The following is a 22,081-nucleotide window of genomic DNA, read 5'->3' as shown; positions in this document are numbered from 1 at the left end:
TCGTCCCGTGCCCCTGGCTCATTCGGCCCCGGCGAGGGGATCGAGGACCAGCGGCTGGATCTTGTTCTCCAGCATCGAACCGAGGCCCAGGATGGCGCAGACGTCCGGCCGTTCGGCGATGTGCACAGGCATACCGGTCGCATCTCGCAGCATCTGGTCCAGGCCCGGCAGCAGCGCGCTGCCGCCGACCATCATGATCCCGCGGTCGGCGAGATCGGCCACCAGATCCGGCGGGCAGTCCCGCAGCACCTTGCCGATGCCGTCGAGGACGGAGGTGAGCGGGGTGTGGATCGCGTCGCGTACGGCAGCGGTGTCCACGCGCACCGAACGGGCCAGGCCGGTGGCCACGTCCCGGCCGTGGATCTCGGTCGACGCCGGGCCGTGAGGGGTCAGGCCGTTGCCGTGCAGGGCGAGTTGCAGGGGCCGGACCGACTGGCTGGGCAGCATCAGCTCGTGCTGGTGGCGCAGGTGCTGGATCACCGCGTGGTCGATGGCGTTGCCGCCCACCGGGATCCGCTCGGCGGTGACGATCGCGCCGAGCGAGAGGACGGCGACCTGTGTGGTCGCCGCGCCGCACACGAGGATCATGGTGGCCACCGGCTGCTCCACCGGCAGCCCGCAGCCGACGGCCGCGGCGATCAGGGTGTCGACGAGCTCGACCCGGCGGGCGCCGAGTCCGACGAGGGTCTCGACGGCGGCGCGCTGGGCGAGCGGGTCGCTGTCGTGCGGAGTGCAGGCGGCGGCGCGCAGCCTGGGCTTGCGGCGCAGCTGGCGCCGGAGCTTCTCGCCGAGGAGGTGACGGAGCATCCGCTGAGCCATGTCGATGTCGACGACGGTGCCGCCGGAGACGGGGCGGGCGACGCGGATGTAGTCAGGCGTACGGCCCGTCATCTTCTCGGCGAACGAGCCGACGGCGATCAGCGCGCCGGTGCGGGTGTTCACGGCGGCGACGCTCGGCTCGTCGACGACGAGCCCCGCCCCTTTCACGAAGACCCTGGTCCTCGCGGCTCCCAGGTCGACGGCGACATGGCAACGGCGCAACTGCTCAAGGCTGACGGTCACGGCGGATCCTCCCGAGTGCGGTACGTGTTCGCATCGTGCGATCGCCGCCAGACGTGCGCGCGCTGGGTGAGCCGGTCGGGGGTACGGAGCTGACGACCCGCCAGATCAGCTCCGCCGTTCGAGGGGTTCCCCAGGGGTGCCACGGGTGACACTCACGGGCGCAGCCTCTGCAGCAGTCCCCACGTGAACTCCGCCACGCACCGCTCGCCGCCCGGAAGCGTCAGCTCCAGCTGCCATCTCGTCGGAGCCGAGCCCTCCATCGGCCGTGCGGGCGGGAACGCCCTCGCCGCCTCGTCCACCGTGCACGACCACGGCTTGAGGTCCTGTGGCGTTCGCAGCGAAGGGCCCGGCGCCCCGGGCGCGCGGACCAGCCATTCGTTCCACACGGCCCCGCGCCCCGCCACCAGTACCTCGAAGCGCAGATCGGGCCAGAGCGGTACGGGCCACAGCAGCGCGTCGCACTCCAGGTCGCCGATCCTGCGGCGTACGACCCTTTCCGGCTCGCCGAGCACCGAGCGGTAGCGGGCCAGTGCGCCGCGGCTTCGGGGCGCGTGGACCATCGCCTGCCAGCGGCGGTTGGCCTCGCGCATCTCGGCGAGCGAGGCCCCCAGTTCGTGGCGGGCGTCCTCGACGAGGCCCGGCTGATGGTCGGCCATGCGGCGCAGCAGCACCAGTTGGAAGTCGCGGGGGCCGAAAGGCGCGGCTGGGGTCATGCCCGACATCCTGCCCCGCTGACCGGCTCGAACGCGCCGTCAACCTGGAGAAGCTGACTCTCCGCGGAGATGAGGATTCCACACACAACCCTCACAAGGTCATTCACCGCTGGTGCCCTCGGGCCGCATAATCTGCGGGCGCCATGGATTACTGCCACCAGTGTCAACGGCACCTCAACGGCGCTTTGGCCTGTGCGGGCTGCGGCACGCCCGTCGAGGAGCTACGGCATCTCAGCCCCAGTGCGCCCGCGGCGGACACCGTCTTCGAACTCGACGAGGTGTCCGAGCCCGTGGGCCACAGGCGTGCGCGCCGTCAGCCCCCTCCCCGCCGGAAGGCGCCCGCGAGGCGCCGGGCCCGTAAGCGGCGTGGCCGCAAGGTGCTGTTCGGCACGGTCGGTCTGGTCCTCGCCGCGGGTGCGCTGAGCCTCGCCGAGCTCGCCTACGAGAACGGGGGCGACGACGGCGCGGCCACCGCGGTCAAGGAAGAGGACAGCGTCGAGACGGAGCCCGCTCCGGAGCCGACGGACGATGTGACTCCGCCGGGCCCCGACGAGGTGACGGAGGCGGCGGTGACCTCGTCCGGTTCCCCGCGCCCGAGGGCAACGGGTACCCGGCGCGCCACGGGCGGCAGCGGTACCGGAAAGCCGACAGTGACCCGGTCCGGCTCGCTCGGCAGACCGCCCGCCTCGTCCTCCGCCCCGGATCCCTCGGGCAGTGCGCAGCCGTCGGGCTCCGCGCAGCCGACCGCGTCGGGCTCGGGCGAGCCCGCTCCGCAGGACCCGGTTCCGACCCCCAGCCCCAGCCAGACGTGCGACCAGTTCCTCTGGTGGTGCATCTAGGGGCTGCGCGGAGTGCTCAGCGCGCCGCGGGGGCCTGGTCTCCCAGCATCCGCTTGAGCAGGTCCCGCAGCACCGTCCGCTCCTCGTCCGAGAGCTGGGCCAGCGGCTCGCGCGCGAAGTCCAGCGACTGACGCAGCCGGCGCGCGGTGTCCATGCCGTCCTCCGTCGGGGCGGCGAGCTTGACCCTGCGGTCGCCCGGATCGGGCCGCCGCTCCACCAGGCCGCGTGCCTCCAGCCGGTCGACGATGCCGGTGATGTTCGACGGCTCGCATTTCAGTGTCTCGGCGACCTGCCGCATGGGAAGGGGCTCAAGGGCCAGCAGCCCCAGCACCCGGGCCTGCGCCCCGGTGAGTGAGTGCTTGGCGGCGGCCTGGTCGTACTCCGTGTGGTAGCGGGCCACGACGGCGCCGATGAGCTCGACGACTTCGATGGTCAGGGGGTCTGTGCGTTCAGTGGCCATGGGTGCCAGGATACCCAGATACTTGACAACATGAAATATCCAGGCGCATGGTTGTTTCAGATAGTGAAGCTTTTCTAGGAGGAACGCAGCATGTCCGCACTTCCCACGTCCAGCCGTGAATGGCACCTGATCGCCCGCCCGCACGGCTGGCCCAAGGCTGAGGACTTCGCTCTGCGTGAGGCTCCGGTGACCGAGCCGGGCGAGGGCAGCATCCTTGTGCGCAACCACTACTTCTCGGTCGACCCGTACATGCGCGGCCGGATGAACGACGTGAAGTCGTACCTCCCGCCCTTCAAGCTCGACCACCCCATGGAGGGCGGCGCTGTCGGCGAGGTCATCGCTTCGAGCGCCGAGGGATTCGCCGTCGGCGACCACGTCCTGCACGGGCTCGGCTGGCGCGAGTTCGCCGAGGTGCCCGCCCAGTACGCCACCAAGGTCGACGCCTCCCTCGCCCCGCTCTCCGCGTACCTCGGTGTGCTGGGCATGACCGGCCTCACCGCCTACGCCGGTCTCTTCGACGTCGCGTCCTTCAAGGAGGGCGACGCTGTCTTCGTCTCCGGCGCGGCCGGTGCGGTGGGCAGTCAGGTCGGCCAGATGGCCAGGCTCAAGGGCGCGTCGCGGGTCATCGGCTCGGCCGGATCCGACGAGAAGGTCAAGCTCCTGGTCGAGCAGTACGGCTACGACGCGGCGTTCAACTACAAGAACGGCCCCGTCGCCCAGCAGCTGAAGGAGGCCGCCCCCGACGGCATCGACGTCTACTTCGACAATGTCGGCGGGGAGCACCTGGAGGCCGCGATCTCCTCGCTCAACGTGCACGGCCGCGCGACCATCTGCGGCATGATCGCCCAGTACAACGACACCGAGCCGACCCCCGGCCCGCGCAATCTCGCCATGGTCATCGGCAAGCGGCTGCGCCTGCAGGGCATGCTCGTGGGCGACCACAAGGACCTCCAGCCGGAGTTCGTCCGTGAGGTCGCGGGCTGGATCGCCTCGGGCGAGCTCAAGTTCGACGAGACCGTCGTCGAGGGCATCGAGAAGGGCTACGACGCCTTCCTGGGCCTGCTGCGCGGTGAGAACACCGGCAAGATGATCGTTTCGCTCACCCAGTAGTCTCGGCCCCAGCCACCGCGGTCGTGGGCGCGAGCCGCGGTGAATCGGCAGGAGGAAATCTCTTCATGTCCATCCAGCACTCCGACGTCCTCTACACAGCCGTCGCCACCGCGGAGAACGGCCGTGACGGCCGCGTCGCCACGCACGACGGTCAGCTCGATGTCGTCGTCAACCCGCCGAAGGAGATGGGTGGTTCCGGCGCGGGCACCAACCCGGAGCAGCTCTTCGCCGCCGGTTTCAGCACCTGCTTCCAGGGTGCGCTGGGTGTCGTCGCCCGCCAGGAGAAGGCCGACGTCTCCGGCTCGACGGTCACCGCCGAGGTCGGCATCGGCAAGAACGACGAGGGCTTCGGCATCATCGTCAAGATCTCCGCGACGATACCGAACGTGGACGCCGCCACCGCCCGGGACCTGATCGAGAAGGCCCACCAGGTCTGCCCGTACTCCAAGGCGACCCGCGGCAACATCACGGTCGAGCTCGCGGTCTGAGCGCCACCTCGTAGGTGAGGGCCGCACCCCTAGAAACCGCCACGGGGGCGCGGCCCTCAGCGCATGCTCAGTGCGTCAGCAGCGCCCGGCCGACCTGTGCGAAGACCCCTTTCGGGTGGTCGCGGAACAGCGGCTCGGTGCCGAACAGCACCACCGGTGCGCCCCATGCCGACGTACCACTGACGACCGACGCCCGGCCGGCCGCGTCCCGTGGGCCTCCCGTGCCGTCTTCCAGCGCCCGCCAGTGGCCCGCGACCAGCGGGTTGCCGCTGCCGTACGACTGGTCGGCACGCACACCCCGGCCGAGGCCGGTGAACCACAGCGGGGAGTAGACGAAGGCGTGGGCGGGCGCGCCGCCCGTGATCGCACCACCCGCGTTGGTCACGCGCACCACACCGTTGGCGTCGCCGTTGCCCGCGACCGCCTTGGCCGCCAGCAGCCCGGCGTCCGCGTTGAACGCGGCTCCCTGCGAGCCGAGCCCGACCACGCCGACACCGCTCTTGCGCAAGGCGTCGCGGGCGGCGGGCTTCAGCTTCCCGTACGCGAGCCCGGCCGACACGTACAGCACGTCCGCCTTCGACCAGTCGAAGCCCGCGTTGAGGGCTTCAGTCGACACCGGCAGCACCTCGAAGCCCATCTCGCGCAGCGCGAACAGCTCACCCGCGCTCACCGCAGCCGCCACCCGGGTCCGCTTCAGCGGTGCGACGCCGCGCACCTTCGTGGCGGTGAACGCGACTCCGAAGCGGTCGGCGAGCGCGGCGGCCCGCTCCCGCGCGGACCCCGGCACGATCGCGGACCCGTCTGCCGTACGCCGTACCGAAACCCCCTGCGCGAGAAGCGAGTTGAGCGCGGCGATCTCCTTCGGGTCGTCGAGCCGCAGCCGCAGGTCCCCGAAGGGGGCCACGGAGCCGGTGGGTGCCGCGGCATGCACCGGCCGGCCCACCACATGCAGGTCGCCCGTGACCGCCTTGTCGACCGTCGCGCCCCACAGCCGGCCGAGGCTCCAGCCCGAGATGTCATACATCGTGCTGACTTTCGCGCTGATGTCCCGGCCGTCGTCCAGGATCACATTGGCGACGGCGCGCTTCGGCTGGTGCATGTCGACGACGTACGAACCCGCCCGGTAGACGCGGCCGCCGAGCCGGAAGGGCAGCAACGCCCGCTCCACGCGTACGTCATTGGCGAGCAGATGGTCCACGAGCCGGGCCGCCGCGGTCGACGACCTCTGACCGCGCCCGGCCGGAATGACATAGGCGCGCGGGAAGGTCGTCGTGTACACATCCTCGGGACCGATGCCCGGCACACCCGGCACGGTCTTCTCCGACACCGGACGCTGCGCCTCGCCGGCCGCCGCCCGCCGGAAAGTCTCGATCTGGTCGGCGATCACCGACGTGCGGTGCGTACGCGTGTAGTCGAGGGTCGCGCGCATCGCCGCGCCCGCGATGGCGGTGTTGATCGCGGCCCGGCGGCGCAGTTCGGCCACCGGCAGCGAGTCGTACTCCTCGTTGTTGACCGTCATCGGGAACTCGACGGTGTGCGCGGCGACCGCGCCCTGGAAGGGCATGTACTGCGGGGTGAAGATCGGCGGCCAGTCGTCCCAGCCCTCCTGCTGGTCCCGGAAGGGGATGACCGCCGGCTCGACGCCGTCCTTCGCGGGCGTGTAGCCGAGCCCGTTGACCGCCTTCTCCATACCCAGCGCATTGGCATAGGCATTCTTCAGAAAGAGGTCGTACTCGTAGTTCTCGCCGTGCGGCGGAGTCGTCGGCTCGATCAGCGTGCCGTTCACGTAGCCGTGCAGATCGAGCATGAGGGCGGGCTGCTTGTCGATGGCGATCTGCCGGATGGCGCGCGCCTCGGGCTGGGATCCCGTGATGAAGTCGCGGTTCAGGTCGAAGCCGTTGGCGTTGGTACGGGTACCGGCGATGCGGCCGTCCGGGTTGGCCGTCACATTGAGATGGATACGGCTCTTCGACAGCAGCTCGCGGGTCGGCGCGTCCTTGGCCTTCGCCAGTTGCTCGACGAGCCGCAGGGCGGCGTCCGTGCCCTCCCACTCGTTGCCGTGGATGTTGTTGTTGATGAACACCGGCGTCTTGTACGAGGCCTTGATACGGCGGTCCCCGGCCGCGGCGGCGGGGGAGTTCTCGATCCGTTCCCGCATCCGCTCCTGTTCCCGGGCCTGCCCGGGGCTCTCCGGCGCGGTGACGGTGACCAGGTACAGCTCATGCCCGCCGGCGGAGCGCCCGGCAACCTCGACACTGACCCGGTCGCCCAGCTTCTGCAGGGCGTTGAGCCTCGGCGCGAGTGCGTGGTACGGCGCGAGCCCCAGCTTGATCGACTTGTCGGCAGAGTTCACGGGCGGCACGTCGAGGACGGTGCGGCGTGGATAGCCGCCGCTCTTCGCGAGCCCTGGGGCCGCTGTGGTCCCCGTCCGCAGGGCGTTGACGGCCGCCGGAAGAGGAGTCTTCGCGACCTCGGTGTCGCGTCCGCCGCCTTCGCGTACGGGCTGCGGACCGTCGCGACCCGGTGCGCCGGGGACGGCGGTCGCGGGCGGCGGCGCGAGTAACAGCGCACCCGCGAGCGCTGCGGCGGCGACCAGGGCGGGTCTGGGAATGCCCATGCGCACATGCCTCCATCGTGTCGTCATCGAACAGAACAACGATCAGTACGCAGGGGTCTACCGGATCCAGCCGGTCTGCAACAAGAGCCCCCCGATAGGGTGATCCGCATGCGTGATCTCGGGCTTGGCTTCGGCTACTTGATGAAGGGGCAGCGCTGGGTCGCCGGACACGGCCGGTGGTTCGGCTTCGGGCTGCTGCCCGGGCTCGTGACCCTGGTGCTGTACGCGGCCGCGCTGGTCGGACTCGGCTCCGGCGCCGACGATCTGACCGCGTGGGCGACACCCTTCGCCGACGACTGGTCCTCGCCCTGGCAGGGCCTGTTCCGCGGTTTCCTGACCGCTTTCGTCATCGGCTTCGGGCTGTTCACCGCGGTGATCACCTTCACCGCGGTGACCCTGCTCGTCGGCCAGCCCTTCTACGAGTCGCTGTCCGAGCAGGTCGACCGCACCGAAGGCGGTGACGTGCCCGAGTCCGGGCTGCCGCTGTGGCGGGAGCTGTGGATCTCCGCCCGCGACTCGCTGCGGGTCCTGACGCGCGTCGTCCTGTACGGAGTGCTGCTCTTCGCCCTCGGCTTCGTCCCGGTCGTCGGTCAGACCGTGGTCCCCGTGATCGGCTTCTGCGTCTCGGGCTTCTTCCTCGCCGAGGAGCTCACGGCGGTCGCCCTCCAGCGGCGCGGGATGGAACTCAGGGACCGCCTCGGTCTGCTCCGGGGCCGCCGGCTGCTCACTCTCGGCTTCGGGGTGCCGCTCACGCTGGCCTTCCTGGTGCCGTTCGTCGCGGTGTTCCTGATGCCGGGAGCGGTGGCGGGGGCGACGCTGATGGTGCGGGACCTGGTGGGGCCGGATGCGGACGATGCGGATGCGCCGCCGGCGCCGGCCCCGTACGGCTTGAACAAGGCATAGGTGCCGACGGGACCTCTACGGGCTGGTTCAGAGCCGGAGCTCCGCCACCGCCAGGCCCGGCGTCCCCGTGCCCGCCGTGGTCAGCAGCGCGCCGTCCGGGCCCCAGATCGCGCTGCCGCCCGCGCACTCCCCGACCCCGCTCGGGCCGACCGGGTTGGCGAGGAGCACGTACAGGCCGTTGGCCCGGGCCCGGACGGGGTAGACCGACTCGAACGAGTCATTGCCCACCTCGAGTGCGGAACTCGCCACGTATGCCCGGCAGTTGTCGGCCCGCGCCCGCTCCGCGAGCTCCGGGAAGCGGTTGTCGTAGCAGATCGTCGTCGCGAACCGTACGCCGTCGAGGGTGAACCGGCCGTCCTCGGTGCCCGCCTCGAAGAGGTCGAGCTCGTCGCCGTACGGATGCAGCTTGTCGTAGCGGGCGATCAGTTCGCCGTCCGGGCCGATGACGAGCGAGGCGATGGTGGGCCGCCCGCCGGATCCGCGCGCCGCGCAGTTCACGACGGCCGCGGTGGAGGTGGCGCGACAGGCGGCCCTGACCGGCTCCAGACGCGGATCGTCCGGCGCCACGCACAGCCCCGGGTCCTGCGCGATCAGCTTCAGGTCGTATCCCGTCACCGCCAGCTCGGGGAACACCACGAGCCGAGCGCCCTGCGCGGACGCCGCACGGATCAGGGCGGACATGGAGTGGACGTTGGCCCCGATGTCGCCGGGTACGGGTGTGAACTGCCCTGCGGCTGTCTTCATGCGTCCATCATCGGACACGGTCTCCCCCGGTGGCCCTGCCGGGGGAGACCGCCGCAGCCTCAGCTCACCTGAAGCGCCGTGTCGTCGACGACGAACGACGTCTGCAGCTGGGAGCCTTCCGTGCCGGTGAACTTGAGCGTGACGCTCTGGCCGGCGTAAGCGCCGAGGTTGAAGCTGCGCTGGGTGTAGCCGCTCGCCGCGTTGAGGTTGGAGTACGTGGCGAGCGTGGACAGGACCGTGCCGCTGCTGCTCAGGACCTGGACCTTGAGGGTGTCGTAGGCCGTGCTGGTGGTCGTCTCGGCCGTGTCGATGTGCAGATGGAAGCTGAACGTCGCACTCGTGCAGCCGGACGGGATGGTCACCGACTGGGACAGGGTGTCGGTGTGGGCGGAGCCGTAGCCGTCGAGCCAGGCCTTGTAGGAGCCGGTACGGGCGGCCTCACCGCTGCCGGTGGTGATGACGCCGCTGGTGGCGGACCAGGAGGCGGCGCCGGACTCGAAGCCGGGGTTGGCGACGAGCTGGGCGGCGGTGCAGGTGCCGCCGCCACCGCCGGTGCTGCCGGAGAGCCACTCGGTGGCGTTGAGGGCGAGCGCGGCGTTGGTGCCCGCGGTGTCGTTCCAGCCGTCGTAGAGGGTGTTGCCGGACTGGCCGGTCCCGTCGTCGATGGGCGAACTGTCGCCCCAGACCGCGACCCGGCCACTGCCGAAGGTGCTGGTGGCGAAGAACGCGCCGGTGTTGCCCGAGTAACCCGTGCGGTAGACCAGGCCCTTGACGGCCGGATTGTCGGCGGGCTTGAGGGTGACGGTCGTACCGCTGCGGATGATGCTGCCCGTGACCTTGCCGAAGGAGCCGTTCAGTACCGGGTTGGCGGTGTCGCTGATGGCGCGCGGGTTGTCGGTGGAGACGGAGAGCGTGTCGACCACGAAGCCGAACGGGTCGGTGCTGTCGACGCTGTTGTTGCTCATCAGGTCGTTGATGACCTCGACGGCGTCGTAGCCGTCGTTGTTGCGGTCGGCCCCGGTGTGGTCGGAGACCAGGAAGAGCCCGCCGCCGTTCTGCACGAATTTCATGACCGCGGTCTTCTCGGCCGCGCTGAGCAGCACGTTCGGCTCGGGCAGCACGAAGGTGTCGAAGTTCTGCAGATCGAGCGCGGCGCCGGTGCCGTACGTGATGCTGTTGCCGGAAGGCAGCGTCTTGAGCTGGTAGTTGCCGGTCTTCTGGAGGGCGACACCCCAGGCGGAGATGGCGCCGGTCCAATCGGTCTCCGCCGAGGGAGTCGAGTCCTGCCCCAACGGGTCGGGCTGGCTGGTACCGATGATCCAGTCGGCGTTGCCGGCGGTCTCGGCCTTGCTGTTGTCGAAGAGAATCCGGTGGGGAGTGGCCGCGGCCGCGGCGGGGGCGGTGGCGGCCTGAACGGTGGTCCCGGCGGCGAGGGCGCCGAAGACGGCGAGGGCGCTGACGAGTCCGCGGGCGCGTCCGGGTCTTCCGGAGCCTCTGGAACTTCTCGAACTTCTCGAACTTCTGGATCCGAGCATCCGGCAGTACCTCCGTGAGGGGTGGGGAGAGGCGGTGCGGGCGCCGATTCTGCGCGCGTAGAACAGCGGGCGGCGAACCGCTGGACGACGCGCTCTTGAACGGTACATGGCGAATCTGGTGCCAACAATGGCCGAAGACGGCCTGGTCCTCGCCTGCGGCGGGCTGTTCCCCATCGGGGCAATGCCCCAGACCCCGTATGCGACCTTCGGCCGCGCGCCCTCAAACGCCGGAGGGGCTGAACCTCAGCCCCTCCGGCGTTTGAGTCCCGGGATCACTCAGCCGACTCCGCCGCCACGCGAATGATCGCGCGGACCTGCGCGATGATCTCCATCCGGTTGCGGACGAACTCCGGGTCCGTGATCTCCGTCGAGTTGCCCGGCCCGAACTGCAGTACCGGCGTGTGCACATGACCCCCCGGGATCGTCAGCCCCAGCCGGTCCCGCAGCAGCGTCGCCCGGTACGCGATCTCGTTCGACAGGTAGTCGCCCCCGCCCCCGGCCCGCGCCGTCGAGCCCGCCGTGGGCCCGTCGGGGCGGACCACCGGGCCCGAGGCGCCGGCCGGGATCTCCGTCACCGTCGTGTTGTCGTACACCGGGAAGCGCCCCGTCCGCGCCGCCACGATCGCCTTGTACGGAAGCGTCGTCGACGTCCACTGCGGCTGCGACGCCGGGTCGCTCACCGGCACCGTCTCCGTACGCGAGATGTTGTCGTTGTCGCCGAACCCGCCCCGCCATGCGCCGTTCGTGCGCTCGATGTCGATACGGCCGACCCGGCCCTGACTCACCGTCGTGAACAGATCCGCCTTCGGAAGCTGCGGGCGCAGCGTTCGCTCGACCGTGCCGTCCGCGAAGTCCTGCCAGCGGACCGGGAAGACCGCTGTCTCGATACGGGCGGGACCGTCGGCCGTACGGATCCACGTCCCGTCGAGCGCCAGCGCCGTCGCCCCGGACGGGTTGCTGATACGGATGTCACGGTCCAGCGTGAAGGGGTCGAAGCCCGTCATCACGATGCGCTTGATGCCCTTGCCCGTGGGGAAATTCATCGAGTCCTGGCCACGGGAGGAGCGCTCGAGCCGGTCGAGGAGCCGGGCCCGCCGCGCTTCGGAGAGCGCGAACTCCGGCTGCCACTGCCGCAGTTCACGGGTCATTCCGAGCCGCGCCCAGTACAGCGGCCGGTCGTCGTCCCGGCTCAGATCGCCGAGTGCCGGTCCGCGGCCCTGGGCGCGGTCGACGGCCCTGTCCCACAGCTGCGAGCCCTGGCGTACGACGGCCCACTCGGCCTGCCGGTAGGTCCGCGCCGCCGCCAGCGCGTCCGCCAACCGTGGTGCCACCACGTCGAATCCGCTGCGCCGCAGGATCACCTGGGGCACGGTCCGGTCGAGCCGCTGCTCCTCCACGGTGGGTGGTGAGACGGCGGCGGGTTCGGCCGCGGCGAGAGGTGAGCCGGCGAGGGTGAGGCTGACGAGAGCGGCGCCAACTAAGTGCAGGCGGACGCGTATCCGGGACACGGGATTCCTTCCGTCGGGTGGCGGAAGTATCGCCGCCGCCCAACTACCCCCGCCAGTAGGTCACATCGGAGACGCCGGGTTTGCGGCAGAGCCCCGGTTCAGGCCGGCGGCTTCGACGACGTGACGTTGCGGTAGGCGATTTCCGCGAGGCGTTCCTGCCCGTCCCTGCTCGGGTGGAACCAGTCCCACCGGCTCAACTGCTCGCCGCTGAAGCGGAAGTCGAACACCGCCCCGCCGTCGTACCGGCAGCGCGGGTCCTTTCCGCAGACGTCCTTCAGCACCTCGTTGTATGCGACGACCCGGTCCTGCACCCGTGTCCGCCGCGTCTGCGCCCGCACACTGACGTCGTCCGCGTCGCCGAGCATCGACGCGCAGATGCCCAGTTTCCAGATCTGCTTGCCCAGCGGGTTGCCGCGCCCGGCCGACCACAGCCGTTTGAGGTCCGGCACGCTCGACACGTACACCTGGGCCTTCGGTGCCGTACGCCGTAACTGCTTCAGCGCGGCCTCGAAGGACCGGCGGAAGTCCTCGACCCTCGTCATCCTCTCCGCCGTGTCCGCGCACGCGTCGTTCGCGCCGACCATGACCGTCACCAGTTCGGGCTTCTTCGCCGCCGCCTGGGCCATCTGCCCAGGCAGGTCGGCGACATCGGCCCCGGAGCGTGCGTAGTTCCAGCTGCGCTCGGCGACCTGGGACTCGCCGATGAGGCGCAGGGCCAGGCTGCGTACCCTCGCGTCGGTGCCGGTCGCCCAGGAGACCTCCGGGCAGTCGGAGAGCACCACACACGCGTCGAACCCGCGGGTGATGGAGTCGCCGACCGCGGCGATCGAGTCCGGGCTGCGGTCCCAGACGGGGGTGGGGGAGGGCCGCCGCTTGGCGGGGGAGCCGTGCGTGTGCGGGTCCGAGGAGGAGTCACAGCCGGCCAGTGCGCCGGTCATGAGGAGGAAGGCCGCCGTCAGGGCTGCCGCCGTGGTGCGCGAGCGGCGCGTCCGACGTGTCTCCTGCATCCCCAGTTCCCCTCCGTAATATCGGTCCCAGACGTCCTGCCGAGTGAATGCTTGGTGCGTACGGGCCCCGTGACCGACATTACGTCACCCCTCGGGCATCTACTCACGGTAGCTTTTTCCCGTCGACCCAGAGGTGCCGTGCCCATCGGCCCCAGTAAATTACATCACGTCACATGCTGTCCCTTTTGTGGAGTTTCACTCCCGATGCTGTTTACTGAGGCCGCTGGGAAGACGATCCTCGTCCCACACTGGAGGTCCCGGTGACGACACGTGGCGTTCTGTACGTTCACTCCGCACCGCGCGCGCTGTGCCCGCACGTCGAATGGGCGGTCGCGGGCGTACTTGGCGTGCGGGTCCAGCTCGACTGGATCCGTCAGCCGGCATCGCCCGGTACCTGGAGATCCGAATTCTCCTGGCAGGGCGAGGTGGGCACGGCCTCCCAGCTCGCCTCGGCGCTGCGCGGCTGGCAGATGCTGCGCTTCGAGGTGACCGCCGAGCCCTGCTCCACGGCCGAGGGCGAGCGCTACAGTGCCACGCCCGAACTCGGCATCTTTCACGCCGTCACCGGGATGCACGGCGACATCCTGATCCCCGAGGACCGGCTTCGCGCCGCGCTGGCGCGGTCGGCGCAGGGCGAGACGGACCTGGAGGGGGAGATCTCCAAGCTGCTGGGCAAGCCGTGGGACGACGAACTGGAGCCGTTCCGGTACGCAGGGGAGGGCGCACCGGTCCGCTGGCTGCACCAGGTCGTCTGAATGACGTAGCCGAAAGGGCCCCCAGCCTGGTGGGGGCCCTTTCGGGCGTAGAGGAATCAGACGGTGCGGAACGCGAGCACCACGTTGTGGCCGCCGAAGCCGAATGAATTGTTGATCGCCGCGATCGTGCCCTCGGGGAGCTTGCGGGGCTCGCCGCGCACGATGTCCGCGTCGACCGCCTGGTCGAGGTCGTCGATGTTGATCGTCGGCGGCGCCGTGCGGTGGTACAGCGCCAGCACGGTGGCGACCGTCTCGATGCCGCCGGCGCCGCCGAGCAGATGCCCGGTCATCGACTTCGTGGCCGACACCGCGACATGGTCGAGTTCGTCGCCCAGGACCTTGCGCAGGGCCTTGATCTCGGCGATGTCGCCCTGCGGGGTCGACGTGGCATGCGCGTTGAGGTGGACGACCTCGGACGGCTTGAGGTCCGTCGCCTCCAGCAGGTTCTGCATCGCGGTGGCGATGCCGCGGCCGGTCGGCTCGGGCTGGGCGATGTGGTGGCTGTCCGCGGACAGGCCCTGGCCAAGAACCTCGCAGTAGACCTTCGCGCCGCGCTTGGCGGCGTGTTCGGCCGACTCCAGGATCACGACGCCCGCGCCCTCGCCGAGGACGAAGCCGTCACGGGCGGTGTCGTACGGGCGGGAGGCCTTCTCGGGCTCGTCGTTGTTCTTGGACATCGCCATCATGTTGGCGAACGCCGCAATGGGCAGCGGGTGGATGGCCGCCTCGGTGCCGCCGGCGACCACGACGTCGGCGCGGCCGGTGCGGATCATCTCGACGGCGTAGCCGATCGCTTCGGCGCCGGACGCACAGGCGGAGACCGGAGTGTGCACGCCCGCCCGGGCGTTCACCTCCAGGCCGACGTTGGCGGAGGGGCCGTTGGGCATGAGCATGGGCACGGTGTGCGGGGAGACGCGGCGTACGCCCTTCTCCTTGAGCACGTCGTACTGGTCGAGCAGAGTGGTCACGCCGCCGATGCCGGAGGCGATGACCGCGCCCAGGCGCTCGGGGAGAACGTTGACGTCCTTACCGGCCGGTGCGCCGAAGCCGGCGTCCGCCCAGGCCTCACGGGCCGCGATCAGCGCGAACTGCGCCGAGCGGTCCAGCTTGCGGGCGAGCGGGCGCGGCAGGACCTCGCCCGGGTCGACCGCCGCGGGTGCGGCGATCCGGACCGGGAGTTCGGCGAAGCGCTCGCCCTCGAGGGGCTTCACTCCGGAGCGCCCGGCGAGCAGACCCTCCCAGGTCGATGCGCTGTCGCCACCCAACGGTGTGGTTGCGCCGATACCGGTGACGACCACGGTGCGATTGGTCGAGCTCACAGGAATTCTTTCTCCACGTGTAGAGGGTGCTGAATTGTCACGGCGCCACCGCCGGGTGGCGACAAACGCGATTCAGGCTCAGGCCTGGTGCTTGGCGATGTAGTCCGCGGCGTCGCCGACAGTCTTCAGGTTCTTGACGTCGTCGTCCGGGATCTTGACGTCGAAACGCTCTTCGGCGGCGACGACGACCTCGACCATGGACAGCGAGTCGACGTCCAGGTCGTCGGTGAAGGACTTGTCCAGCTGGACGTCCTCGACCGGGATGCCGGCGATCTCGTTGACGATCTCCGCGAGACCGGTGACGATCTCTTCCTGAGTGGCGGCCATGTGGCGCTCCTTCGGTGTTGTATCAGAGGGTGTGGCGTCCGGAAGATCCGGTTGCCTAGGGGAGGGTAACGACCGTGGCTGCGTAGACGAGACCCGCCCCGAAGCCGATGACGAGCGCGGTGTCGCCGCTCTTGGCCTGTCCGGTCGCCAGGAGCCGCTCCATCGCGAGCGGGATCGAGGCGGCCGAGGTGTTGCCGGTGGTTTCCACGTCACGGGCGACCGTGACGTGCTCCGGCAGCTTCAGAGTCTTCACCATCGAATCGATGATCCGCATATTGGCCTGGTGCGGGATGAAGACGTCCAGGTCGTCCGCGCTGATTCCGGCCGCGTCCAGCGCCTGCTGGGCGACCTTCGCCATCTCGAACACGGCCCAGCGGAAGACCGCCTGGCCCTCCTGGGTGATCGCCGGGAACTTCTCGACGGTGCCGTTGCGGTAGTCGTCCCACGGCACGGTCTGCTTGATGGTGTCGGACTTGTCGCCTTCCGAGCCCCAGACGGTCGGGCCGATCTGCGGCTCCTTGGAAGGGCCGACGACGACCGCGCCCGCGCCGTCACCGAAGAGGAAGGCCGTCGCGCGGTCCCCCAGGTCGGTCAGGTCGCTCAGCCGCTCGACGCCGATGACCAGTACGTACTGCGCGGAGCCCTCGACGACCATGCCCTTGGCGAGGGTGAGGCCGTAGCCGAAGCCGGCGCAGCCCGCGGAGATGTCGAACGCGGCCGGCTTGACCGCGCCGATCTTGTCCGCGATCTCGGTCGCGATGGCCGGAGTCTGCTTGAAGTGCGAGACGGTGGAGACGATGACGCCGCCGATCTGCTCCGGGGTGATCCCGGCGTCGGCGATCGCCTTGCCTGCCGCCTCCACGGACATCGCGCTGACGGTCTCCTCGGGGGAGGCCCAATGACGCGTCGCGATGCCCGAGCGCGAGCGGATCCACTCGTCAGAGGAGTCGATCGTCTCGAGGATCACCTCGTTCGGCACGACGCGGGTGGGGCGGTAGCCACCGACACCCATGATGCGTGCGTACGGGGCGCCCTGGCTGGGCTTGATCTTCGTCGACATGCTCTGCGGCTCCTTGTCAGGCTGAATGCTCGGCGACAAGCGTGCGGGCCGCGTCGAGGTCGTCGGGGGTCTTGAGCGCGAGCGTCTGCACGCCCGGCAGGGCGCGCTTGGCGAGGCCCGTGAGCGTGCCGCCGGGGCAGACCTCGACCAGGGCGGTGACGCCCTGCTCCTTGAAGGTCTCCATGCACAGGTCCCAGCGGACCGGGTTGGCGACCTGGCCGACCAGCCGGGCGATGACCTCGTCGCCGGTGGAGACGATGTGGCCGTCCTTGTTCGAGACGTACGGCAGGACCGGGTCGGAGACCGTGAGGTTCCGGGCAGCCTCCTTGAGGGCCGCGACCGCGGGCGCCATGTGGTGCGTGTGGAACGCGCCGGCCACCTTCAGTGCGATGACACGGGCCTTCTCCGGCTTGTTCTCGGCCAGTGCCGCCAGTTGCTCGGCGGTGCCTGCGGCGACGATCTGGCCGGCTCCGTTCACGTTCGCCGGGGTCAGGCCGAGGCTTTCGAGATGGGCGACGACCTGCTCGGGGTCACCGCCGAGGACGGCCGACATACCGGTCTCGGTGACCGCGGCGGCCTCGGCCATGGCCAGTCCGCGCGTACGGACGAAACCGAGTGCGGCGACCTCGTCGAGGACACCGGCGAATGTGGCCGCGGTGATTTCGCCGACGCTGTGACCTGCGACGGCGCCGGGGCGAACCTCACCGAGCGCCGCGGCCGAGAGCAGGCCGGCGGCGACGAGGAGCGGCTGTGCCACGGCGGTGTCGCGGATCTCGTCCGCGTCGGCCTTCGTGCCGTAGTGGGCAAGGTCGAGCTCGATGGCGTCGGACCAGGCCGCAATGCGGTCGGCAGCGCCGGGGAGGTCGAGCCAGGGAGTCAGGAAGCCGGGCGTCTGAGCGCCTTGGCCGGGAGCGACGAGTACGAGCACCCTCACACTTTCTCTTGTGGACGGCTCCAACCGCCCGTGGGGACAGGGACCAAGAAACGTCAGGGGAATTGTTGGTGTTCGACAAAAGTCTAGGGCTGCGAATCTGCGTCGGCCAGACGCCCGAGGATGAGCGCAATCCGCAGCGTGAACGCGGAGCGAACATCGGAGGGTGACCATCCGGTGACGTCGGTCACACGTCGCAGCCGGTAGCGCACGGTGTTGGGGTGGACGAAGAGCATTCTTGCAGCGCCCTCGAGGCTACTCGCCTGCTCCAGATAGACGCTCAAGGTTTCCAGAAGCGCCGACCCCGCTTCTTCCAGCGGTCTGTAGATCTCCTCCACCAATTGCTCCCGCGCGCCCGGGTCCGATGCGATCGCGCGCTCCGGCAGCAGATCGTCCGCGAGGACCGGGCGGGGGGCGTCCTGCCAGGCGGAACACGCCTTGAGCCCGGCGGCCGCGGCCTGCGCGGACTTGGTGGCGGCGAGCAGGTCGGGCACGACGGGCCCCGCGACCACCGGACCCGCGGCATAAGGCCCGATCAGGGCCTTGGCGACCTGGAGCGGGTTGTCGCTGCCGCCCGCGATGACGACGAGCCGGTCGCCGAGGACTCCGGTGAGGACCTGGAGCTTGGCGTGCCGGGCGGCCCGGCGGATGGCCTCGACGGTGAGTTCGCTGTCGCCGTCGGGCGCGGTGCCGAGGATGACGCAGACGTGCTCGGGGGAGTTCCAGCCGAGCGCGGCTGCGCGGGACACCGCCCCCTCGTCGGCCTCGCCGGACAGTACGGCGTTGACGACCAGCGATTCGAGCCGGGCGTCCCAGGCGCCGCGGGCCTCGGCGGCCTGCGCGTACACCTGCGCGGTCGCGAAGGCGATCTCGCGTGCGTAGACGAGCAGGGCCTCGCGCAGTACGGACTCGTCACCGGGCGCCGCGACCTCCTCGATCGCCGCCTCCATGACCTCGATGGTGGTGCGCACCATCTCGACGGTCTGGCGCAGGGTGATCGCGCGGGTCAGCTCGCGCGGAGCCGTGCCGAAGACGTCGGTCGAGATCGCCTGCGGGGTCTCCGGATGCCGGAACCACTCGGTGAACGCGGCGATACCGGCCTGGGCGACAAGGCCGATCCACGACCGGTTCTCCGGGGGCATCGCGCGGTACCACGGCAGCGTCTCGTCCATGCGTGCGATGGCGTTCGCGGCGAGCCGGCCGGAGGACTGCTCCAGACGGCGCAGGGTCGCGGTATGCGGGTGGGCGGAGTTCGCTGCAGGTTCGGGCACGGGGACAAGATTGCCTTATCGGGACGGCTGAGCGGAGTGGCGGGGCTCCGGTACGCGCATCGGGCCCCCTTCCCGGGTCTACGGTGGGAGTCGTGATTGACGTACGGCGCTCCGCCGACCGCTTCCGCGGCGGCGATCCCGCCTCGGGCATCGAGTCCCTGCACGCCTTCTCCTTCGGGCAGCACTACGACCCCGACAACCTGCGATTCGGTGCGATCCTCGCCTGCAACGAGGAGCGTCTCGATCCCGGTGCCGGGTTCGACGAGCATCCGCACAGCCACACCGAGATCGTCACCTGGGTCGTCGAGGGCGAGCTGACCCATCGCGACTCGACGGGCCGTGCGACCGTCGTCCGGCCCGGCGACGTCCAGCGGCTCAGCTCCGCGGACGGCGTGCGTCATGTGGAGCGCAATGACGCGGACGTGCCGCTGACCTTCGTGCAGATGTGGCTTGCTCCGCTGACGCCGGGCGGCGATCCCGCGTACGAGATCGTGCGCGGTATCGCGGACTCGACGCCCTACGCACTCCCCGAGGCGGGCGCGATGCTGCATGTCCGCCGCCTCTCCCCAGGAGAGCGCACGGCAGTGCCGGACGCGCCGGCGGTGTACGTGCATGTGGTGCGGGGCGAAGTGCGTCTGGTCGATGCGGAGTTGGCCCAGGGGGACGCGGCGCGGATCACGGACGCGGACGGCCTTGAGCTGGCCGCCGTGGTTCAGGCCGAGCTGCTGCTCTGGGAGCTGTACGAGTCCTGAGACCGGTCCTGAGACCGGTCCTGAGACCGGTCCTGAGACCGGTACTCAGCTCAGCTCCGCCAGCACCGCGTCCGTGAACGGCGGCCACGCGTCGATCGCCCACTGCCCGAAGGGCCGGTCCGTGAGCGCCACGCACGCCGCGCCCGCATCCGGATCGATCCACAGGAACGTGCCCGACTGCCCGAAGTGGCCGAAGGTGCGGGGCGAGGACGAACTGCCCGTCCAGTGCGGTGTCTTGGAGTCCCGGATCTCGAAGCCAAGACCCCAGTCGTTCGGCTTCTGGTGCCCGTAGCCGGGAAGGATGCCTGACAGGCCCGGGTGCACGACCGTCATGGCCTCGAGGACGGTACGGGCGTCCAGCAGCCGCGGCGCCTGCACCTCTGCGGCGAAGCGCACCAGGTCGTCGACCGTCGAGACGCCGTCCTTCGCGGGGGAGCCCTCCAGCGTGGTCGCCGTCATGCGCAGTGGTTCGAGGACGGCCTGGCGCAGATACTCCGCGAACGGGATGCCCGTCGCCTTGGCGATGTGGTCGCCGAGCGCCTCGAAGCCCGCGTTGGAGTACAGCCTGCGGGTACCGGGCGGGGCCGTCACGCGGTGCTCGTCGAAGGCCAGGCCGGAGGTGTGGGCGAGCAGATGACGGACCGTGGAGCCCTCGGGGCCCGCCGGTTCGTCGAGCTCGATGGCCCCTTCCTCGTACGCCACGAGCGCCGCGTAGGCCGTGAGCGGCTTGGTGACGGAGGCGAGCGCGAAGCGGTGCGCGAGCAGGCCGTGCGATCCGGCGACGGTGCCGTCCGCTCGTACGACGGCGGCCGCCGCGGTCGGTACCGGCCAGTTCTCGATCATCGCCAGGCTCTGCATGCGTACGAGCCTAAAGGGTGAGTCTCATCGCCGGATCAGGGGTGCGGACGAAGCCGAGCGAGGTGTACAGGGGCTCGCCGTCGGAGGAGGCCCGCAGGTCGATCTTGCGTACGCCGCGCTCGCGGAACGGCCCGAGATACGAGTCCTGCATGACCTTGCGGAGGCGGACCAGCTCTTCGGCGTCATCGGGGGTGGCGCGTCGTGCGAGGCTCATGGTCTTGGAGGTTATGGGGCGTCGCCGGGAAACTGCCATCCATTTCTGCTTGCTTGAAGTGCACTCGAAGGTTTTAGCGTTGAGGACATGACGCTGATCGAGAGCACGCAGGTACGAGTGGACCTCTGCAAGTCGGCTCCCCCTGCGCATCCCCGCCCCGAGGGCCAGGACCGCTACACGATCAGCGAGGTCGTCGCTTTCACCGGGCTCACCGCGCACACCCTGCGCTGGTACGAGCGGATCGGGCTGATGCCGCACGTCGACCGGTCGCACACCGGGCAGCGGCGCTTCACCAATCGCGATCTGGACTGGCTCGCCTTCGTCGGCAAGCTGCGGCTGACCGGGATGCCGGTCGCGGACATGGTCCGCTATGCCGAGCTGGTGCGCGAGGGCGAGCACACCTTCGAGGCACGGCAGGAGCTGCTGCAGCGGACGCGGCGCGATGTGCGCAGGCGCATCGCGGAGCTGCAGGACACGCTCGCCGTGCTGGATCACAAGATCGACTTTTATGCGGACGCCCGGCGGGCGTCGGAGAGGCTCTGAAACCTGATGGCTGAATTCTCGAGGAGTGACGGCAAGATCGCCCAGGTGCGGCTCGGCACCGGCGGACCGCTGGTCGGCATACAGGGCCTGGGCTGCATGGGCATGAGCGAGTTCTACGGGGAGACCGACCTGGCGGCTGCCCGGGAGACCCTGGAGGCGGCGCTGGAGGCGGGCGTCACGCTCTTCGACACGGCGGACGCGTACGGGCGGGGGGCGAACGAGGAGTTTCTCGCGCCGTTCGTCGGAGCGCACCGCGACGAGATCACCCTGGCCACGAAGTTCGCCATCGAGCGGAGTGACGACTCGAAGTTCCGGGCTGTCCGCAATGACCCGGCGTACATCCGCAAGGCCGTCGAGGGGAGCCTGCGGCGGCTGAGGACCGATGTCATCGACCTGTACTACATGCACCGCCGCGACCCGGCCGTGCCGCTCGCCGAGTCCGTCGGCGCGATGGCCGAACTGGTGGAGCGCGGCCTCGTCAGGCACCTGGGGCTGAGCGAGGTCACCGGTGCCGAGCTGCGCGAGGCGCACGCCGTGCATCCGATCGCCGCGCTGCAGTCGGAGTGGTCGCTGTTCAGCCGGGACGTGGAGCGCAGCGCGGTGGGCGCGGCGGCCGAGCTCGGCGTCGCGTTCGTGCCGTACTCGCCGCTCGGCCGCGGCTTCCTCACCGGAGCTTTCGCCGACGCGGGCAAGGACCTGTCCCAGGGCGACTTCCGCAGGCACCAGCCGCGCTTCACCGGCGACAACGCCAAGACCAACGCCGCGCTCCTGGAGCCGGTCCACAAGATCGCCGCGGCGCACGGGGCGACGGCGGCGCATGTGGCCCTCGCGTGGGTGCAGCATCGGGCCGACGTGCACTCGCTCGCCGTCGTGCCGATCCCGGGCACCCGCAGGACCAGCCGGCTGCTCGAGAACGTCGGCGCCACCCGGCTGAAGCTGACCGCGGAGGAGCTGGTGGTGCTGGAGCCGATCGCCGGGCAGGTGGCGGGGGACCGCTACCCGGACATGTCGTCGACGTCGGCGGCGCGCGAGTAGCCGTACGGGCCGAAGCGTTGCCCGCCGCGA

At 70.2% G+C, this 22,081-nt stretch carries 23 protein-coding genes; 8 read left to right on the top strand and 15 right to left on the bottom strand.

Annotation, left to right across the window (positions count from 1 at the left end; genetic code table 11):
- Window positions 1-18 precede the first annotated feature (18 nt).
- Together FBY35_RS28965 and FBY35_RS28960 are read right to left on the bottom strand one after the other, a co-directional pair.
- Entirely contained in the window at window positions 19-1,062 is a 1,044-nt protein-coding gene (locus FBY35_RS28965) for a rod shape-determining protein (RefSeq protein WP_142216911.1), read from the bottom strand.
- Window positions 1,063-1,214: 152 nt separating this feature from the next.
- A complete protein-coding gene (locus FBY35_RS28960; protein ID WP_142216910.1) occupies window positions 1,215-1,775 on the bottom strand; it encodes a hypothetical protein in 561 nt (186 codons plus the stop codon).
- Window positions 1,776-1,918: 143 nt separating this feature from the next.
- Between FBY35_RS28960 and FBY35_RS28955 the strand changes: the two genes are divergently transcribed.
- Window positions 1,919-2,614 (top strand): hypothetical protein, encoded by a 696-nt coding sequence (locus FBY35_RS28955; protein ID WP_260848847.1) that lies wholly within the window; start codon window positions 1,919-1,921, stop codon window positions 2,612-2,614.
- 16 nt (window positions 2,615-2,630) lie between these two features.
- On the opposite strand, the gene FBY35_RS28950 is transcribed toward FBY35_RS28955, so the two are convergent.
- On the bottom strand, window positions 2,631-3,074 hold the full coding sequence (locus FBY35_RS28950; protein WP_142216909.1) for a MarR family winged helix-turn-helix transcriptional regulator: 444 nt from the start codon (window positions 3,072-3,074) through the stop codon (window positions 2,631-2,633).
- 90 nt (window positions 3,075-3,164) lie between these two features.
- Here FBY35_RS28950 and FBY35_RS28945 point away from each other — a divergent pair, with 90 nt between their 5' ends.
- Together FBY35_RS28945 and FBY35_RS28940 are read left to right on the top strand one after the other, a co-directional pair.
- On the top strand, window positions 3,165-4,184 hold the full coding sequence (locus tag FBY35_RS28945; RefSeq protein WP_142216908.1) for an NADP-dependent oxidoreductase: 1,020 nt from the start codon (window positions 3,165-3,167) through the stop codon (window positions 4,182-4,184).
- Window positions 4,185-4,249: 65 nt separating this feature from the next.
- Complete coding sequence (locus FBY35_RS28940) at window positions 4,250-4,672, top strand: organic hydroperoxide resistance protein (RefSeq protein WP_142216907.1); 423 nt, start codon at window positions 4,250-4,252, stop codon at window positions 4,670-4,672.
- A 67-nt stretch (window positions 4,673-4,739) separates the two neighbouring features.
- Here the strand turns inward: FBY35_RS28940 and FBY35_RS28935 are convergent, their stop codons facing one another.
- Window positions 4,740-7,289 (bottom strand): M14 family zinc carboxypeptidase, encoded by a 2,550-nt coding sequence (locus tag FBY35_RS28935; RefSeq protein ID WP_142216906.1) that lies wholly within the window; start codon window positions 7,287-7,289, stop codon window positions 4,740-4,742.
- A gap of 108 nt (window positions 7,290-7,397) precedes the next feature.
- Between FBY35_RS28935 and FBY35_RS28930 the strand changes: the two genes are divergently transcribed.
- Window positions 7,398-8,192, top strand: coding sequence for an EI24 domain-containing protein (locus tag FBY35_RS28930; protein WP_142216905.1), 795 nt, complete (start codon window positions 7,398-7,400; stop codon window positions 8,190-8,192).
- A 27-nt stretch (window positions 8,193-8,219) separates the two neighbouring features.
- Here FBY35_RS28930 and FBY35_RS28925 read toward each other — a convergent pair whose 3' ends face one another.
- The 4 genes from FBY35_RS28925 to FBY35_RS28910 form a co-directional block, all read right to left on the bottom strand.
- Entirely contained in the window at window positions 8,220-8,936 is a 717-nt protein-coding gene (locus FBY35_RS28925; protein WP_142216904.1) for a carbon-nitrogen hydrolase family protein, read from the bottom strand.
- Window positions 8,937-8,995: 59 nt separating this feature from the next.
- Complete coding sequence (locus FBY35_RS28920; protein ID WP_142216903.1) at window positions 8,996-10,471, bottom strand: hydrolase; 1,476 nt, start codon at window positions 10,469-10,471, stop codon at window positions 8,996-8,998.
- A 272-nt stretch (window positions 10,472-10,743) separates the two neighbouring features.
- Window positions 10,744-11,979 (bottom strand): pyroglutamyl peptidase, encoded by a 1,236-nt coding sequence (locus FBY35_RS28915; protein ID WP_142216902.1) that lies wholly within the window; start codon window positions 11,977-11,979, stop codon window positions 10,744-10,746.
- 98 nt (window positions 11,980-12,077) lie between these two features.
- Entirely contained in the window at window positions 12,078-12,986 is a 909-nt protein-coding gene (locus FBY35_RS28910) for an SGNH/GDSL hydrolase family protein (RefSeq protein ID WP_142216901.1), read from the bottom strand.
- 260 nt (window positions 12,987-13,246) lie between these two features.
- On the opposite strand from FBY35_RS28910, the gene FBY35_RS28905 reads away from it, so the two are divergent.
- Window positions 13,247-13,741 carry a DUF3145 domain-containing protein gene (locus FBY35_RS28905; protein WP_142216900.1) on the top strand — a complete coding sequence of 165 codons (495 nt, stop codon included), beginning with the start codon at window positions 13,247-13,249 and terminating at the stop codon, window positions 13,739-13,741.
- A gap of 56 nt (window positions 13,742-13,797) precedes the next feature.
- Here the strand turns inward: FBY35_RS28905 and fabF are convergent, their stop codons facing one another.
- The 5 genes from fabF to FBY35_RS28880 all read right to left on the bottom strand — a co-directional run bounded on the left by fabF (window position 13,798) and on the right by FBY35_RS28880 (window position 18,649).
- Complete coding sequence (fabF, locus tag FBY35_RS28900) at window positions 13,798-15,060, bottom strand: beta-ketoacyl-ACP synthase II (protein ID WP_142216899.1); 1,263 nt, start codon at window positions 15,058-15,060, stop codon at window positions 13,798-13,800.
- Window positions 15,061-15,138: 78 nt separating this feature from the next.
- Window positions 15,139-15,387: an acyl carrier protein gene (locus FBY35_RS28895; protein ID WP_078077492.1), complete on the bottom strand. Its 249-nt coding sequence runs from the start codon at window positions 15,385-15,387 to the stop codon at window positions 15,139-15,141.
- A gap of 55 nt (window positions 15,388-15,442) precedes the next feature.
- Window positions 15,443-16,447: a ketoacyl-ACP synthase III gene (locus tag FBY35_RS28890; protein WP_142216898.1), complete on the bottom strand. Its 1,005-nt coding sequence runs from the start codon at window positions 16,445-16,447 to the stop codon at window positions 15,443-15,445.
- A gap of 16 nt (window positions 16,448-16,463) precedes the next feature.
- Window positions 16,464-17,375, bottom strand: a complete 912-nt coding sequence (locus FBY35_RS28885) for an ACP S-malonyltransferase (RefSeq protein WP_142216897.1) — start codon at window positions 17,373-17,375, stop codon at window positions 16,464-16,466.
- An 89-nt stretch (window positions 17,376-17,464) separates the two neighbouring features.
- The gene (locus tag FBY35_RS28880) at window positions 17,465-18,649 is read right to left on the bottom strand and encodes a CdaR family transcriptional regulator (RefSeq protein ID WP_142216896.1); all 1,185 of its coding nucleotides are present in this window, start codon (window positions 18,647-18,649) and stop codon (window positions 17,465-17,467) included.
- A 92-nt stretch (window positions 18,650-18,741) separates the two neighbouring features.
- Here FBY35_RS28880 and FBY35_RS28875 point away from each other — a divergent pair, with 92 nt between their 5' ends.
- On the top strand, window positions 18,742-19,401 hold the full coding sequence (locus FBY35_RS28875; protein ID WP_186357093.1) for a pirin family protein: 660 nt from the start codon (window positions 18,742-18,744) through the stop codon (window positions 19,399-19,401).
- A 45-nt stretch (window positions 19,402-19,446) separates the two neighbouring features.
- On the opposite strand, the gene FBY35_RS28870 is transcribed toward FBY35_RS28875, so the two are convergent.
- On the bottom strand, window positions 19,447-20,259 hold the full coding sequence (locus tag FBY35_RS28870; RefSeq protein ID WP_142216895.1) for a serine hydrolase: 813 nt from the start codon (window positions 20,257-20,259) through the stop codon (window positions 19,447-19,449).
- Between the two features lie 10 nt (window positions 20,260-20,269).
- The gene (locus tag FBY35_RS28865) at window positions 20,270-20,473 is read right to left on the bottom strand and encodes a hypothetical protein (protein ID WP_142216894.1); all 204 of its coding nucleotides are present in this window, start codon (window positions 20,471-20,473) and stop codon (window positions 20,270-20,272) included.
- 87 nt (window positions 20,474-20,560) lie between these two features.
- Here FBY35_RS28865 and FBY35_RS28860 point away from each other — a divergent pair, with 87 nt between their 5' ends.
- Together FBY35_RS28860 and FBY35_RS28855 are read left to right on the top strand one after the other, a co-directional pair.
- Window positions 20,561-21,016, top strand: a complete 456-nt coding sequence (locus tag FBY35_RS28860; protein ID WP_142216893.1) for a MerR family transcriptional regulator — start codon at window positions 20,561-20,563, stop codon at window positions 21,014-21,016.
- A 6-nt stretch (window positions 21,017-21,022) separates the two neighbouring features.
- Window positions 21,023-22,051: an aldo/keto reductase gene (locus FBY35_RS28855; RefSeq protein WP_142216892.1), complete on the top strand. Its 1,029-nt coding sequence runs from the start codon at window positions 21,023-21,025 to the stop codon at window positions 22,049-22,051.
- Window positions 22,052-22,081 lie beyond the last annotated feature (30 nt).

The organism is Streptomyces sp. SLBN-118, assembly GCF_006715635.1.
In the GTDB taxonomy this organism is placed as follows: domain Bacteria; phylum Actinomycetota; class Actinomycetes; order Streptomycetales; family Streptomycetaceae; genus Streptomyces.
This window is presented reverse-complemented; position numbering and strand designations above follow the sequence as displayed.